This is a genomic window from Shimia thalassica, from assembly GCF_001458215.1.
GTDB classification, from domain to species: Bacteria; Pseudomonadota; Alphaproteobacteria; order Rhodobacterales; family Rhodobacteraceae; genus Shimia; species Shimia thalassica.
This window is the reverse complement of sequence record NZ_CYTW01000006.1, coordinates 65,671-78,356: the sequence shown is the minus strand read 5'-3', so window position 1 is coordinate 78,356 and position 12,686 is coordinate 65,671. Positions and strand designations below refer to the sequence as shown.

Here is a 12,686-nt window from a genome sequence, read left to right as displayed (position 1 = left end):
TCTTCAAGGAGCTGTCATGGTTTCTTTTAATCTCGCACGCGAGGCCTATGGACGATCGGCTCCGACCAGATCCCCTCGCACAATCGAATATGAAGTCATTGCGCAAACGACCCATCAGCTTAAGACGGCAGCCCAACTTGGCAGCAAGGGTTTTCCGCAATTGGCGCGCGCTTTGTACGACAATCGTAAGTTATGGACTCTGCTGGCGACAAGCGTCGCAGAAAAGGACAATGAACTGCCGCAATCACTACGCTCTCAAATTTTCTATCTCGCTGAATTCACACAGGTTCACAGCGCCAAGGTGCTGAATCGTCAGGCAAAAGTGCGCCCTCTTATTGAGGTGAACATGGCAGTTTTGCGCGGCCTTAGACAAGAAGGAGCACCAGCATGAGTGGTCTTGTATTAAAGCTAAGTCCCAAAGAGCGTCTGTTGGTAAACGGAGCGGTTATCGAGAATGGGGAAAGACGATCGAGGCTTTCGATTTTGACGCCAAAGGCTCATATCCTGCGGCTTCGTGATGCCATACATCCAGAACGCGCCACAACACCGGTGCGTCGGGTTTGCTATGCTATGCAACTTGTTCTGTCTGGTGATGTCAGTGCAGAAGACAGCCAGCTTTCCACTTTGCGTAACATTGAGGAACTGAGCAGAATTCTAACCGATTCCGATAGCCGTCGGCATCTGACATTGGCAACAGATGCTGTCCTAGATGGCAAGTACTACTATGGCCTCAAAGCGCTGAGATGCCTTATTCCCAGAGAGGACCGGTTGCTTGCCGCGCATCATTCATGACCTTTCAACCAATCTTACCACTCGGAGGGTTGGCAGGATGGTCGTTGCTGCAACGCACCAAAGATGCGCAAATTGACAGTTTTTCCAGTGTCCCCGAGCAAGAACGGCGCAGTGAGTACTTTCTCGAGAACATCTCCAAAGTCGAAACGGCGCAACAGCTGGTTGAAGATCGACAATTGTTGCAAGTCGCACTTGGGGCATTCGGCCTGTCAGACGATCTGGACAATCGATATTTCATCCAGAAAATTCTTGAAGGTGGCACGACCCACAGCGACGCTTTAGCCAATCAAATGACAGATAGTCGCTATCAATCACTGGCCGAGGCATTTGCATTTGACCGAAGTTCCGGACCCGCGACCTTGGAACCCGGGTTCGCGGAAAAGATTACGTCACTTTTCACGGAACGCTCGTTTGAAGAAGCCGTTGGCGTGCAAGACGAGACCCTTCGTCTGTCGTTGAATGCGCAAAGAGAATTGGCAGATCTCGCCAGCGATTCAATGAGTGACAACGCAAAATGGTATCGTGTGATGGGGTCTGCCCCTCTTAGAGAGGTATTTGAAACGGCGCTGGGTTTGCCATCTTCATTCGGCGAACTCGACATCGACAAGCAGCTGGAAGTCTTTCGGGAAAAGACACTGCAGCTTGGTGGCGACAGCGAAATTTCGCAGTTCACGGAACAGGATAATGTTGATTCCCTAGTGGAGCGCTACCTTTTGATGTCACAACTGGACAGTGGGCTTTCTATGTCATCGGCCCAAATCGCAATCACTCTGCTTCAGAGTTAGATTTTCCACGCACTAGGCCTTTGCTCGACGCAAAATCAGATTGAGTTTGGAAAAACAGTGCTTCGTTTTTTGATGACCCGCCTCTGCCCAAAATTTATCGAGGTCCGGCCAGGCGCGTATCGCAACATCAAGAACCGGATCGCTGCCTTCGTTATAAAGCCCGGCTTTGATCATCACTTCGGATTCATCGTAAGCGCCCAATAAGCGCCGAACGGTGGTGATTGTTTTGTTTTCCATCTCGTTTGCTGCGCTGGGCAAACTTCGTGAAACAGAGCGCACGATATCAACGGCGGGGAACCGCCCTCGTTCGGCAATCTTACGATCCAGCACGACATGCCCATCCAAAACACCGCGCAAAATATCAGCAATCGGTTCATCCATATCGGATCCCGCGACAAGAACGCTAAAAACGGCCGTAATATCTCCATGCCCCTCTTCTCCAGGGCCCGCCCGTTCGCACAGAGACATAATTGTGTGTGCGGTCGAAGGCGGATAGCCACGCAATGAGGGCATTTCTCCCCCCGCGACGGCGACCTCTCTGTGCGCCTCTGCAAAGCGTGTCACAGAATCCACCAACAACAAGACGTGTTTTCCTTGATCTCGAAAGAACTCGGCTGTGGACATAGCCGTCAACGCACACCGCTTACGCACAGAAGGGGGTTGGTCCGACGTCGCAGCGATAATGACAGAGCGCGCCATACCTTCTTTGCCCAGCGCCTTTTCCACAAATTCTCTGATCTCGCGCCCTCTTTCCCCTACCAGGGCGATGACCACAACATCCGCGGACATATCCGAAGCAAGGCGCGCCAATAGTGTAGATTTGCCAACCCCAGAGCCCGCAAACAGCCCGATCCGCTGCCCCCTTACAATTGGCAACATCGTATTGAAAATCGGTAGTCCGGTTTCCAAACGCTTTCCAAGAGGTTTACGCACAGTGGCGTTGGGCGGCATACGTTTTATCGGCACCGGTTCACTGCCGGGCATCAAGGGCTGGCCATCAATGGGCTGACCTTGGGCATTGATAATTCGTCCAATCCAGTCTGAACTCGGTTTTAACTCAAACGAACCGATCAAACGCACCCGGTCGTTTATGGCAACGCCTTCAGGGCTCCCATTGGGCAAAACCGAAATTTCCGCCCCATGAAGCTGAATCACTTCACCGGTAAGCAGCGTTTGCATGCTGGTTTCGATTTCCAGACTGTCCCCGACACGCGCAAGACCGCCAAGCCCCTGTATTCGCAACAAGTTTCCTTCCACCGCGCAAATGCGGCCAATTTCTTGCACAGCTTTCAAGCCAGAAAATCGTGACTTTAGCGACAACATTTCCAAATTGGTCATCTAATTCTCCGCAATTCTTCTGAAAAGAATTTCTAAAGGAATCAGGGTTAAGCCTTGCTTTAAGCCGTTCGAGGAGAAGCCCGGATGTTTAAAGAACTTGAGATATTTAAGATCTCACACGCCATGTCGTCTCATGCTGCGCATCGCCAATCCGTCATCGCGCGCAACATGGCGAATGCAGATACGCCAGGATACGCGGCACAAGATGTCGCTCCGTTTTCTGAAATAATAGAAACATCAACGCCTGCCTTTGGCATGCGCGCGACCCGTTCCCAGCATTTGCAAAACACCGCCACGGCGACCGCCCCGGCGTCATTTTCCACATCCAGCCCCAGCGCGCCGAATGGCAACAACGTTTCTCTTGAAGAAGAGATGCTGAAGGCAGTCGACGTCAAACGACAGCACGACAAAGCGCTCGCGATCTATAAATCCGGACTAAGCGTTTTGCGCGCCACCCTCGGCCGCAACTAAGGGAAGGACCCAAAATGAATGATTTTTCTTCCGCCTTACATCTCAGCAGCAGTGGTTTGCGGGCACAGGCCAAACGTTTGCGCCACGTCTCGGAAAACATCGCAAACGCAGACACCCCCGGGTATCGCCGAAAAAATGTGCCGTTCCAACTCGATACAGGATCGCCGCACAACACCGTGCGCGCCGGCAAAGTAAGGCTCGATCCGTCAGAGTTGCACAGGGTTTATGACCCCTCACATCCATTGGCAGATCACACAGGATTCTTTGAATCGTCAAATGTCGACGTGATGGTCGAAATCGCGGACGCCCGCGAAGCTCAGCGCAGCTATGAGGCCAACCTCAAAATGTTCGAACAGACACGACAAATGTCATCGTCGCTCATGGACCTACTCAGAAAATAGGAGATGAAATGAATATCAATGCCCCTTTCGCCGCACAGGCCTATGCCGCCGCACGGCCCGCCACAGAAGCCAAACCCAATTCCAATTCGGCAAGCGACTCGCTGTCTCAAACAGTGACCGATTTTGTCACCACCCTGAAAGACAGTGAAAAAATCGCGACGAATGCCATGACCGGCACGGCGGACCCTCATTCTCTGGTACAGGCGCTGGCGCAAACCGAGCTTGCGGTAGAAACGGCCGTGACGGTTCGCAACAAGGTCGTCGAAGCATATCAAGAAATTTTACGGATGCCTGTCTGATGCTCGACGAGGCTGGATTTATTGACATTTTGCGTCAGGGGCTTTGGGTTGCGGTGGTAATCTCTATCCCGATCTTATCTGCGGCACTAGCAGCCGGTGTCGTCGTCGGATTATTCCAAGCCCTTACATCCATTCAGGAAATGACCTTGACGTTTGTCCCAAAGCTGATCGCGATTGTGGTCGTGTTTTGGGCATCGATGAGCTTCATGACGAACACTCTCGTCTCTTTCTTTCAAGACCAACTGATCCCCATCATCATCGGAAGCTGAAAAATGGAAAACACGAGCTATACGATCCTAACGCGGCAAACCGGTCTCAAGCGAGAAATGTCCGCAATCGCAAATAACATTGCAAACGCTTCAACCAACGGGTTTCGTCAAGAAGGCTTGGTGTTCTCGGAATTCGTACAAAAAGTGGGGGCAACGGACTCGGTTTCAATGTCGACCGCGAATGTTTCAAACGCTTCTGCAGTGCAAGGTGCACTCACTCAAACAGGTGCACAATTTGATTTGGCGATCGAAGGGGACGGTTTCTTTCTGGTCGAGACACCTGCGGGTCAAAGGTTAACGCGGGCCGGCTCATTCACACCGAATGCCGAAGGTGATCTCGTGAATTTCGACGGTCACCTCGTTCTGGATGCCGGCGGCGCACCCATCTTTGTGCCCCCAGACGTCCCGAATATCCAAATTTCCAACGATGGAACGATCAGCGCGCTCGGGCGTCCTCTGGCACAGATTGGCGTTTTCAGCCCCGTTCAACCGAATGATCTGACGCGCGAAGCTGGAACACTGTTTCTCAGCAAAGGCGGACATGAACCTGTGGAAAGTCCAAAGGTGATTCAAGGATTCCTCGAAGACTCTAACGTCAACACCATGTCGCAACTGACCCGAATGATTCAGGTGCAGCGCGCCTATGAAACCGGCCAGAGCTTTATGGAAGCCGAAAACGAACGCGTTCTAAACACTATCAAGACACTCATCAAATAATAAGGAGTCCCCCATGCGCGCCCTAAAAATCGCAGCAACAGGCATGAGCGCCCAACAAATGCGGGTTGAAACCATATCAAACAACCTCGCAAACATGTCGACCACCGGGTACAACGCCCGACGCGCCGAGTTTTCCGACCTGCATTATCAACAAGTCTCTCGCGCCGGCTCAATCAGCGCGGCAGATGGAACAGTTTTGCCAACCGGCATTCAGCTTGGCCTTGGCGTACGGCCAACGGCAGTTTCCATTCATCTGGCTCAAGGGTCCTTGTCACAAACGAACAATGATCTTGATTTGGCCATCGAAGGATCGGGGTTCTTCGAAGTCACCCTTCCCTCTGGCCAATCCGGCTATACCCGCGACGGCGCTTTGAAACGCAACGCAGAAGGGGTCGTCGTCACTTCGGATGGCTATGCTCTTTCACCCGAAATCGTAATCCCGGAAGATGCGCGCAGCACCTCAATCAACGCAGATGGTCAGGTCTTTGCATATTTCTCTGATTCAACCGACGCTCAATTGTTGGGTGAAATCACACTGTCGACGTTTCCAAATGCCAAAGGCCTTGAAGCAACCGGAAGCAACTTGTTTCTCGAAACCGAGGCCTCGGGTGCCCCCTTTGTTTCTGAACCCGGAGAAGACGGAACCGGCACCTTGAGGCAGGGGTATTTGGAATCCAGTTCCGTTGACGCGGTGCGAGAAGTCACCGAGTTGATTGAGGCCCAGCGTGGATATGAACTCAATGCCAAGGTCATTACTGCAGCAGATCAGATGCTGGCCGCAACGTCGCAGGTCCGGTGATGAAAATCCTCTCCATTGCCCTCTGCTTGCTGACCCATGAAGCTGTGGCACAGTCTGTTGTTCCGACGCGGACGATCCGGCCGTTGACGGTTATCACGTCAGAATCGGTTTCCCTGACAGCAGACAGTGTCCCCGGAACGTATACATCCCTGCAGGATGTCATCGGTTTCGAAGCGCGCATCGTGCTGTACCCCGGCCGTCCGATTTTCGAAGGAGACATTGCCCCGCCAGCGATCGTAGAGCGCAACGCGATTGTACCGCTGATCTATTCAGTTGGCGGCCTCACAATCGCAACGGATGGGCGTTCGCTCACCCGAGCAAGCGCCGGGGAATCCGTACGCGTCCTTAATCTGGAATCGCGCACACCTGTGCGTGGCAAGGTTCAGGCCGACGGATCCGTTTTGGTTTCAAGATAGAAAGGGCAGAAATGCGCCCAATAATGTACTTTGGAATTGCGATACTTCTTACAGGTTGCGCTCGGGTCGATCACCTTGGCAAGGCTCCAAGCTTCACTCCGACGATGAACAATCAGGAACACTTTGCAATGATGAACCCACCTTTGCCGGTGGTTCTGGAAACGCCCAAACCCAGTGATCAGGCGTCGCTATGGAGCAAAAACAGACAATCCCTGTTGGGAGATCGCCGCGCGATGCGTCGCGGTGACATCCTCACAGTGGTGATCGAGCTGGATGAAGAAGCCGAGATTTCGAATGCAACTTCGCGTTCCAGGTCCAACTCGGAAGAAATGGCGGTGCCACAAATGCTGGGCATTCCACAGCGGCTGGATGAAGAGCTGCCAGATGGCGCATCCATGTCAAATGCCGTCGAGCTTGAGTCCCAAAGTAAAAGTGGAGGAGACGGATCCGTCAGTCGCAGCGAACAGCTCACTCTACGAGTTGCAGCAACGATTGTTGACGTCTTACCCAATGGGGTTCTGTCGATTCAGGGCAGTCAAGAGTTGAGGGTGAATTTCGAAATTCGCGAACTCTTGGTGTCGGGGTATGTGCGCTCGGAAGATATCTCCCGTCAGAACGAAATAACTTATGACAAAATTGCATCGGCGCGGGTGTCTTATGGTGGACGCGGTCAAATTACCGACGTGCAGCAACCTCGCTATGGCCAGCAGGTGCTGGACATGGTTCTGCCGTTTTAGGGGACAGCGCATTGAAAAAAGTTCTTCCAATCTTGCTGGCACTGTTCGGCGTCGGCCTTGGCGCTGGTGCGGGTTTTTACCTGAAGCAAGAAAATGCAGAAAAACCTGAAGACCTATCCGAGGAATGTGTCGCTTTCGAACATGGCGGCCTAACTAATCTAACCAAAGGCGAAGAAGTAGAAGACAGCATTTCAGCCGTTGATAAGGATTACGCAAAGCTCAATAACCAATTTGTCATTCCCATCGTACAGGAAGAAGCCGTTGAATCGCTGGTTCTGATTTCCCTCAGTATTGAGGTTGTTTCAGGCAACAAGGATCTTGTTTTCGAACGCGAGCCAAAACTTCGAGACGCTCTTTTGCAGGTGATGTTTGATCATGCCAACATGGGCGGCTTCAAAGGCATGTTCACCAACTCTTCCAATCTGAAGGTACTTCGGACGGCTCTGCTTGAAACGGCCCAGAAAACACTCGGCGACGTTGTGTCCGACGTATTGATACTGGATCTGGCTCGGCAAGAAATTTAGCTTTTACCCGTCCTAAAGAGAGCCTGTGCCAACGACTTTTCAATTTCTTGAGATGCCTTTTTGCGGACTTCGGCGGTTTTGTTTTTGGCGGCCAAGTTCTGAAGCGACTGCGTGCGCCCAAACGCCATCCTATAATCCTGCAAGCTGGATTCTTTTCGCGCCAGAACATTCGCAAGCCGAAGATTGACCTCGCGCCTTCTCTCGCCAATCCACCTCAATTGCGCAATGTCCACCCCAAGCTGTTTTAGGGTTGGGTCGCATTGCATCGCTTCGATCTTGTTATGGTCAAGCTTGGTAGCAACTTCGCGTAAGTGGGTTTCTTCCCTATGAATCTCTGCCATCTTTGATTTTTGAGCATCTTCTTTCGCCTTTAACACTGTCAAAAGCCCCCTCATACGCTGGTCAAGGTTGCTCATTTCCACGTCTTCCTTCTCATTTCTTCCGAAAACCGGATCGCAGCTGCCACTGCCAAATAGTGGTCTGGTGCGATCTCATTGCCGATCTCTACAGTTGCAAACAACAGTCTCGCGCACGGGGGATCGCTGTGAATCGGAACAGCATTTTCTTGTGCTAGTTCGCGAATTTTCCCGGCAATTTCGTCAACACCTTTTGCAACACACACCGGGGCCGATTGCTTCTGTCGACTCCATTTTAGCGCGACCGCATAATGTGTTGGATTTACGATCACAACGTCCGCAGACGGAACATCCTGCATCATCTGAGTGAGCGCAATTTGCTGCGCTCGCTGTCTTCTTTTCTGTTTGAGTTGCGCGTCGCCCTCGTTGTCCTTTGCTTCGTCGGTCAACTCTTTGCGAGACATCATATTTTTCCGGATGTGCTCTTGTCGTTGCCATAGAAGATCGATCGTTGCGATCGCCGCAGTAATCAACACGCTGATTAACAAAAATTCCAAGGTCAGCGCCCCAATACCCATCATGAGTGCTTGAGGCTCTGAATGAATGAGCTGTGCCATTTCATCCAGACGCGCCCGCAAGAGTAGCCCCAAACAAATCGAATAAAACATCAACTTGATGAAGCTCTTTGCAAACTCGAACAATCCGCTTCGACCGAATTTGGACTTTGCATTCTGTAAGGGGTTAATCCGGCTCATCTTGAACTGCAGTTTTGACGGTACAAAGGTGAACGCGCGCTGCAGGAGTATGCTCAGAAGCACAAAGATAGCCGGCACCGCGAAAAGTGGAACCAGCCCCGAAGCGATCTTTACGCCCCATCCCGCCACCGCAGCGGGAAACGCACCATCGAAAATTTGATTGGAAAATTCGTTCGTAAACTCAAAAGGATACCGGAGTCGGGCCGCTGTCGAAAGAAGAACGGAACCACCCACGGCCGCCAGACACAAACAAAACCCCGCATAAGCGGCGGCCACCTGAACATCCAGCGACTTGGCAATTTCTCCTTTGCGCCGTGCCTTCTCTAGTTTTTGCGGAGTTGGGTCAAAGGACTTTTCGCTATCGTCTTCTGCACTCATGGCTGCACCGGGAAAGGCGCCATCAAATAGGCCTCGAACGCTTGCCACCACACCATGGTCATTACCGAAGCAAGAAGTGCAAGAAGGATCAGGCTGCTTGCTGTAATAGCCGGTGCCCCAATGAAAACCACCATGAGTTGGGGCATCGCGCGATTTATGACGCCCAACGTCAAATTGTACAAAAGCGAAATCGCGACAAAGGGGGCCGCGAGTTGAAACCCGAGTGAGAAGGCCGACGCAAGTCCACGAATGCCCCAAGGCACAACGCCTTCCGTGAGAGGCAAAGCCCCAAAAGGAAATATCGCGTAAGACTTTACCAAGTAGACAACCAAGTGCTCGGGCAACCTCATTATCATGGCAAGCGCGAGCCCACTGATAACCAAAACCTGACCCACCGCTGGTGCAGGCTCGGTTACATTCGATCCGGCCAGCTGCGCCAATGAAGTTGCCTGGGCGGCAATGGAGCCTGCAATGTGCAATGTAAAAACAAATGCACGCACACCAATGCCCAGAAGGAGACCGATTGCCATCTCGATGAAAAAAATGGAAAAAAGCTGAGAGACGCCCAACGTATCCAGAGTTATTTCAGGGGTTAGAGGCACTACAAGAACGGTCAAGAGCACAGCGATGACAAGGCGAATTCGGGCTGGCAAGAATTGCTTGCCAAATCCGGGGGCAAGGCCGACAACGCCACCCACCCGTAGAAATACAAAAAAACCCAACCAGAATTGCGATTCAACCCAATCAGCAAAGGTAAGCGTCATAGCGGCACAACACCAACCAATGCTGGCCGCGCGTCCAAGCCGATTTCCTCAAAGGAAAACACGGGATTAGAAATCCCTTTTGAGTTCATCACCAAACGGAGAAAACGGCGCCTTTGCGAAGAGGTCACCAACGCAGCAAATGCCCCTCTATCTCCCGCTTCTGACAATTTCTCGGAAATTGATGTCGCCAATTGAGTAAAAAGGTCCGGCGGAAGAGCAATATCCGCGCCTCGTTCGGTTTCAAGTTGATAACTGGAGAACGCTTCTTCCCACTCGGGCGCTAGCTGCACGAGAGGAATTGTACCGTCGTTCCGGCGCATCTCGGAAACCAACTGAAATCCCAACCTTTGGCGCACATGCTCACAAATCACTTCGGCATTGCCCAGTTGTCGGACTTCGGATACCGCTTCAAGAATCAAAGGTAGGTTTCGGATTGAGACGCGCTCTTCCAAAAGAAGCTTCAGTATTTTGTGCAACAGGTCCATTGGCACTTTGTCTGGCAACAAGTCGTCCAGCATCTTCCGATTTGCTTCTGCATGCTCTGAATTTGAGAGACTCGTCATCTCATCCAGAATGCGACGCATGGACTTTAGGGTCAGCAACCGTCCGAAATTCCGCTTAATGGTTTCCAACAAATGAGTGGCCAAAACCTCGGAAGGCGACACGGTTGTAATGCCTAATAGAGCCGCCTTCTCGCTTTCGTTCGCGGCAACCCATCGCGCCGCAGCACCATAAACAGGCTCTTCCACATCAATCCCTGAGGGGAGGCTGTCAACGGTCTCGTTTGGAATAAGCGCCAAGACCTTGTTGGGATATAGCTGTGCCTGAACCTGGGGTACGCCCTGAATTCGAATTACATAGGTTCCATTGGGAAGCGCAGGATCGTCAGTCAGCCGAATCTCGGGGATGATAAGCCCAAAATTCGTTGCAATATGGGTCCGCATGCTTGCAATTCTGGCATCAATGCCGATGCCGGAATCCAAGACGAGTGCAATCAAATCTGTGGCAAACTCAACATGAATGTCATCCAATTCCAGAATATCACCCATGGTTTTTTCGAATGCTTCAGGAGGTTTTTCGACCCCATCTAAAACGTCATTTTCGGAAGCCGTCGGTTTTTGAAATTTCCAATATGCGATGCCGCCCAGCGCCAACGCCCCCGCAGAAAAGGGAAGGAATGGCAAACCGGGAACCATCGCAAACAAAAACATCAAAAAACCGACTGTTCCCAAGGCTCCGGGATGCGCTCCGAACTGCTTGAAAAGGGTCACATCTGTCGACCCCGCGGCGCCGCCCCGTGCCAAAAGAAGTGCAGAGGCGATTGAAATGATGACAGCCGGAATTTGAGTGACCAGTCCATCCCCAACCGTCAAAATCGCATAGGTTTCAAACGCTGTCGAAAACCCCATTCCATGGACTGTTACGCCCATAATCAGCCCGACAACAATGTTCAAAAGGGTTATCAGTAACCCGGCAACAGCGTCTCCTTTCACGAACTTTGACGCACCATCCAAAGAACCGAAGAATGTCGTTTCCTGCTGCTCAATGTCCCTCCGTAATTTGGCCTCTTGGTGGTTGATCGCGCCAGCTGACATGTCCGCATCAATGGCAAGCTGTTTTCCCGGCATCCCATCCAGCGCAAATCGCGCGCCAACCTCTGCCATCCGTGCGGCGCCTTTGGTGATAACCATAAAGTTCACGATGAGGAGTACGCTAAACACCACCAAACCAAGGAATACGTTTCCCCCCATGACAAAACTGGCAAAACCCTCGATCACATGACCCGCTGCTCCGGTTCCGGAGTGTCCTTGTCCGATTATCAATTTGGTTGAAGACACATTGAGGGCCAAGCGAAGCATCAATGATGCCAACAAAACGGTCGGGAACGTTGAAAAGTCTAAAGGGCGCTCAATAAAAAGGGTGATGGTAAAAATCAAAATAGCGAGCGCAAACGAGAACGCCAGTCCAACATCCAGAACCCATGCGGGCACCGGCAAAATCATCATGACAATGATCGCGATCAGTGCGATCGCAAGAAAGATCGTGGGATTCCCTTTGAGAGTCATTCGAAGAAAAGGCCCCCGCGAACGCTCGAAAAGCGCCCCTTTGTCGGGTTTGTTTGGACAACCGGCACCAATGAACCGAGGTGAGTAGTGCCGGGCGTCACCTCTCTTAGCAGAGGAAATCTGTTGGCTTTGGTGCCAAGAACAACCGAATTGATGTTTGTTTGTTGCGTATCCTGTTCACGGCCAATCTGGGCTTGATGCTTTTCAAAATTGGAGATGTAGGCCTTTGCATACTTGGGCGTCCGTGAATGATAGGCGCCAACTGCCTGCGTCCACTCACCCTTTTCGCGGTAAAGCTCCAACAAAAACTTGGCAGCATACGCCGCGTTCGCTTTAGGTTCGAACATGTGTTCAAGAGAGCGAAACGCGTGGCCGTGCCAACGATAGTTTATCTGAAAACACCCCACGTCAAAGCTGCGGGCGCCTTCTTTGTATTGGCCAAAGGCAAATGCACGTGCCTGTTCGTCACTTTCGAACCAGTAACCTTTGCCATTCGCGTTCACGGTCCACGGCCAAGGACCAAATTTCCCGTTTTTGGTTCGCCCTGTTTCTGTTCGGGCCACAGCACGTAGCAAGTCCAATGGAACTCCTGTTTCACGCGATGCGTCTTCTGCGGCTCGCTCACAAAGCGCGCCCTGATCATTGGTGAAGGCGACTTGTTTGGCCCCAGCAGAACTTACAGCAACAATGAACAAAACTGCTGAAACCATGACGTAGCCAGTGACAGACATATCGGCTTTGTAAACTAACACGGTCATGGGAATGCCTTCTGCAAACAACTTAGCGCTCACGTTAGGAGACAGTTATTTATAAATTGTA

18 protein-coding genes are annotated in these 12,686 nt (G+C 51.8%); 12 read left to right on the top strand and 6 right to left on the bottom strand.

The annotated features are described in order from the left end of the window. The first annotated feature begins 16 nt into the window (after positions 1–16). Genes flaF through PH7735_RS18315 form a run of 3 tightly spaced genes read left to right on the top strand, consistent with a single transcriptional unit; the run spans position 17 to position 1,577 of the window. Positions 17–391 (top strand): flagellar biosynthesis regulator FlaF, encoded by a 375-nt coding sequence (flaF, locus tag PH7735_RS18325; protein WP_058312888.1) that lies wholly within the window; start codon positions 17–19, stop codon positions 389–391. Beyond that, on the top strand, positions 388–792 hold the full coding sequence (gene flbT, locus PH7735_RS18320; RefSeq protein ID WP_058312887.1) for a flagellar biosynthesis repressor FlbT: 405 nt from the start codon (positions 388–390) through the stop codon (positions 790–792). Before flaF ends, flbT begins: the two co-directional genes overlap by 4 nt. Beyond that, complete coding sequence (locus tag PH7735_RS18315) at positions 789–1,577, top strand: DUF1217 domain-containing protein (RefSeq protein ID WP_058312886.1); 789 nt, start codon at positions 789–791, stop codon at positions 1,575–1,577. Before flbT ends, PH7735_RS18315 begins: the two co-directional genes overlap by 4 nt. 12 nt (positions 1,578–1,589) lie before the next feature. On the opposite strand, the gene PH7735_RS18310 is transcribed toward PH7735_RS18315, so the two are convergent. After that, positions 1,590–2,915 (bottom strand): FliI/YscN family ATPase, encoded by a 1,326-nt coding sequence (locus PH7735_RS18310; RefSeq protein ID WP_058312885.1) that lies wholly within the window; start codon positions 2,913–2,915, stop codon positions 1,590–1,592. Positions 2,916–2,999: 84 nt separating this feature from the next. Between PH7735_RS18310 and PH7735_RS18305 the strand changes: the two genes are divergently transcribed. The 9 genes from PH7735_RS18305 to PH7735_RS18265 are packed head-to-tail and all read left to right on the top strand — an operon-like array spanning position 3,000 to position 7,548. Next, positions 3,000–3,386, top strand: a complete 387-nt coding sequence (locus PH7735_RS18305) for a FlgB family protein (protein WP_058312884.1) — start codon at positions 3,000–3,002, stop codon at positions 3,384–3,386. Positions 3,387–3,400: 14 nt separating this feature from the next. After that, on the top strand, positions 3,401–3,787 hold the full coding sequence (flgC, locus tag PH7735_RS18300) for a flagellar basal body rod protein FlgC (protein ID WP_058312883.1): 387 nt from the start codon (positions 3,401–3,403) through the stop codon (positions 3,785–3,787). A gap of 8 nt (positions 3,788–3,795) precedes the next feature. Further along, the gene (fliE, locus tag PH7735_RS18295; protein ID WP_058312882.1) at positions 3,796–4,086 is read left to right on the top strand and encodes a flagellar hook-basal body complex protein FliE; all 291 of its coding nucleotides are present in this window, start codon (positions 3,796–3,798) and stop codon (positions 4,084–4,086) included. Then, complete coding sequence (locus tag PH7735_RS18290) at positions 4,086–4,355, top strand: flagellar biosynthetic protein FliQ (RefSeq protein WP_058312881.1); 270 nt, start codon at positions 4,086–4,088, stop codon at positions 4,353–4,355. The genes fliE and PH7735_RS18290 overlap by 1 nt, the downstream gene beginning before the upstream one ends. A gap of 3 nt (positions 4,356–4,358) precedes the next feature. Further along, positions 4,359–5,072 carry a flagellar hook-basal body complex protein gene (locus PH7735_RS18285; RefSeq protein ID WP_058312880.1) on the top strand — a complete coding sequence of 238 codons (714 nt, stop codon included), beginning with the start codon at positions 4,359–4,361 and terminating at the stop codon, positions 5,070–5,072. Between the two features lie 13 nt (positions 5,073–5,085). Next, the gene (flgG, locus tag PH7735_RS18280; RefSeq protein WP_058312879.1) at positions 5,086–5,871 is read left to right on the top strand and encodes a flagellar basal-body rod protein FlgG; all 786 of its coding nucleotides are present in this window, start codon (positions 5,086–5,088) and stop codon (positions 5,869–5,871) included. After that, positions 5,871–6,287 carry a flagellar basal body P-ring formation chaperone FlgA gene (gene flgA / locus PH7735_RS18275; RefSeq protein ID WP_058312878.1) on the top strand — a complete coding sequence of 139 codons (417 nt, stop codon included), beginning with the start codon at positions 5,871–5,873 and terminating at the stop codon, positions 6,285–6,287. Before flgG ends, flgA begins: the two co-directional genes overlap by 1 nt. An 11-nt stretch (positions 6,288–6,298) precedes the next feature. Further along, positions 6,299–7,024 carry a flagellar basal body L-ring protein FlgH gene (gene flgH / locus PH7735_RS18270; protein WP_058312877.1) on the top strand — a complete coding sequence of 242 codons (726 nt, stop codon included), beginning with the start codon at positions 6,299–6,301 and terminating at the stop codon, positions 7,022–7,024. Between the two features lie 11 nt (positions 7,025–7,035). After that, positions 7,036–7,548 (top strand): hypothetical protein, encoded by a 513-nt coding sequence (locus tag PH7735_RS18265; RefSeq protein WP_058312876.1) that lies wholly within the window; start codon positions 7,036–7,038, stop codon positions 7,546–7,548. On the opposite strand, the gene PH7735_RS18260 is transcribed toward PH7735_RS18265, so the two are convergent. From PH7735_RS18260 to PH7735_RS18240, 5 genes are read right to left on the bottom strand one after another with little or no spacing between them, the layout of a single operon-like run. Then, positions 7,545–7,964 (bottom strand): hypothetical protein, encoded by a 420-nt coding sequence (locus PH7735_RS18260; RefSeq protein WP_058312875.1) that lies wholly within the window; start codon positions 7,962–7,964, stop codon positions 7,545–7,547. The genes PH7735_RS18265 and PH7735_RS18260 overlap by 4 nt on opposite strands. Further along, positions 7,961–9,037, bottom strand: a complete 1,077-nt coding sequence (locus PH7735_RS18255) for an EscU/YscU/HrcU family type III secretion system export apparatus switch protein (RefSeq protein ID WP_058312874.1) — start codon at positions 9,035–9,037, stop codon at positions 7,961–7,963. Before PH7735_RS18255 ends, PH7735_RS18260 begins: the two co-directional genes overlap by 4 nt. After that, on the bottom strand, positions 9,034–9,801 hold the full coding sequence (locus PH7735_RS18250; RefSeq protein WP_058312873.1) for a flagellar biosynthetic protein FliR: 768 nt from the start codon (positions 9,799–9,801) through the stop codon (positions 9,034–9,036). Before PH7735_RS18250 ends, PH7735_RS18255 begins: the two co-directional genes overlap by 4 nt. Beyond that, positions 9,798–11,867 carry a flagellar biosynthesis protein FlhA gene (gene flhA, locus PH7735_RS18245; protein WP_058312872.1) on the bottom strand — a complete coding sequence of 690 codons (2,070 nt, stop codon included), beginning with the start codon at positions 11,865–11,867 and terminating at the stop codon, positions 9,798–9,800. Before flhA ends, PH7735_RS18250 begins: the two co-directional genes overlap by 4 nt. Next, a complete protein-coding gene (locus tag PH7735_RS18240; protein ID WP_058312871.1) occupies positions 11,864–12,646 on the bottom strand; it encodes a lytic transglycosylase domain-containing protein in 783 nt (260 codons plus the stop codon). The genes flhA and PH7735_RS18240 overlap by 4 nt, the downstream gene beginning before the upstream one ends. Positions 12,647–12,686 lie beyond the last annotated feature (40 nt).

Excerpts from the sequence above, each read along its gene's own strand:
- flaF (WP_058312888.1), top strand. The coding sequence starts at position 17 with ATGGTTTCTTTTAATCTCGCACGCGAGGCCTATGGACGATCGGCTCCG.
- flbT (WP_058312887.1), top strand. The coding sequence starts at position 388 with ATGAGTGGTCTTGTATTAAAGCTAAGTCCCAAAGAGCGTCTGTTGGTA.
- PH7735_RS18315 (WP_058312886.1), top strand. The coding sequence starts at position 789 with ATGACCTTTCAACCAATCTTACCACTCGGAGGGTTGGCAGGATGGTCG.
- PH7735_RS18310 (WP_058312885.1), bottom strand. The coding sequence starts at position 2,915 with ATGACCAATTTGGAAATGTTGTCGCTAAAGTCACGATTTTCTGGCTTG.
- PH7735_RS18305 (WP_058312884.1), top strand. The coding sequence starts at position 3,000 with ATGTTTAAAGAACTTGAGATATTTAAGATCTCACACGCCATGTCGTCT.
- flgC (WP_058312883.1), top strand. The coding sequence starts at position 3,401 with ATGAATGATTTTTCTTCCGCCTTACATCTCAGCAGCAGTGGTTTGCGG.
- fliE (WP_058312882.1), top strand. The coding sequence starts at position 3,796 with ATGAATATCAATGCCCCTTTCGCCGCACAGGCCTATGCCGCCGCACGG.
- PH7735_RS18290 (WP_058312881.1), top strand. The coding sequence starts at position 4,086 with ATGCTCGACGAGGCTGGATTTATTGACATTTTGCGTCAGGGGCTTTGG.
- PH7735_RS18285 (WP_058312880.1), top strand. The coding sequence starts at position 4,359 with ATGGAAAACACGAGCTATACGATCCTAACGCGGCAAACCGGTCTCAAG.
- flgG (WP_058312879.1), top strand. The coding sequence starts at position 5,086 with ATGCGCGCCCTAAAAATCGCAGCAACAGGCATGAGCGCCCAACAAATG.
- flgA (WP_058312878.1), top strand. The coding sequence starts at position 5,871 with ATGAAAATCCTCTCCATTGCCCTCTGCTTGCTGACCCATGAAGCTGTG.
- flgH (WP_058312877.1), top strand. The coding sequence starts at position 6,299 with ATGCGCCCAATAATGTACTTTGGAATTGCGATACTTCTTACAGGTTGC.
- PH7735_RS18260 (WP_058312875.1), bottom strand. The coding sequence starts at position 7,964 with ATGAGCAACCTTGACCAGCGTATGAGGGGGCTTTTGACAGTGTTAAAG.
- PH7735_RS18255 (WP_058312874.1), bottom strand. The coding sequence starts at position 9,037 with ATGAGTGCAGAAGACGATAGCGAAAAGTCCTTTGACCCAACTCCGCAA.
- PH7735_RS18250 (WP_058312873.1), bottom strand. The coding sequence starts at position 9,801 with ATGACGCTTACCTTTGCTGATTGGGTTGAATCGCAATTCTGGTTGGGT.
- flhA (WP_058312872.1), bottom strand. The coding sequence starts at position 11,867 with ATGACTCTCAAAGGGAATCCCACGATCTTTCTTGCGATCGCACTGATC.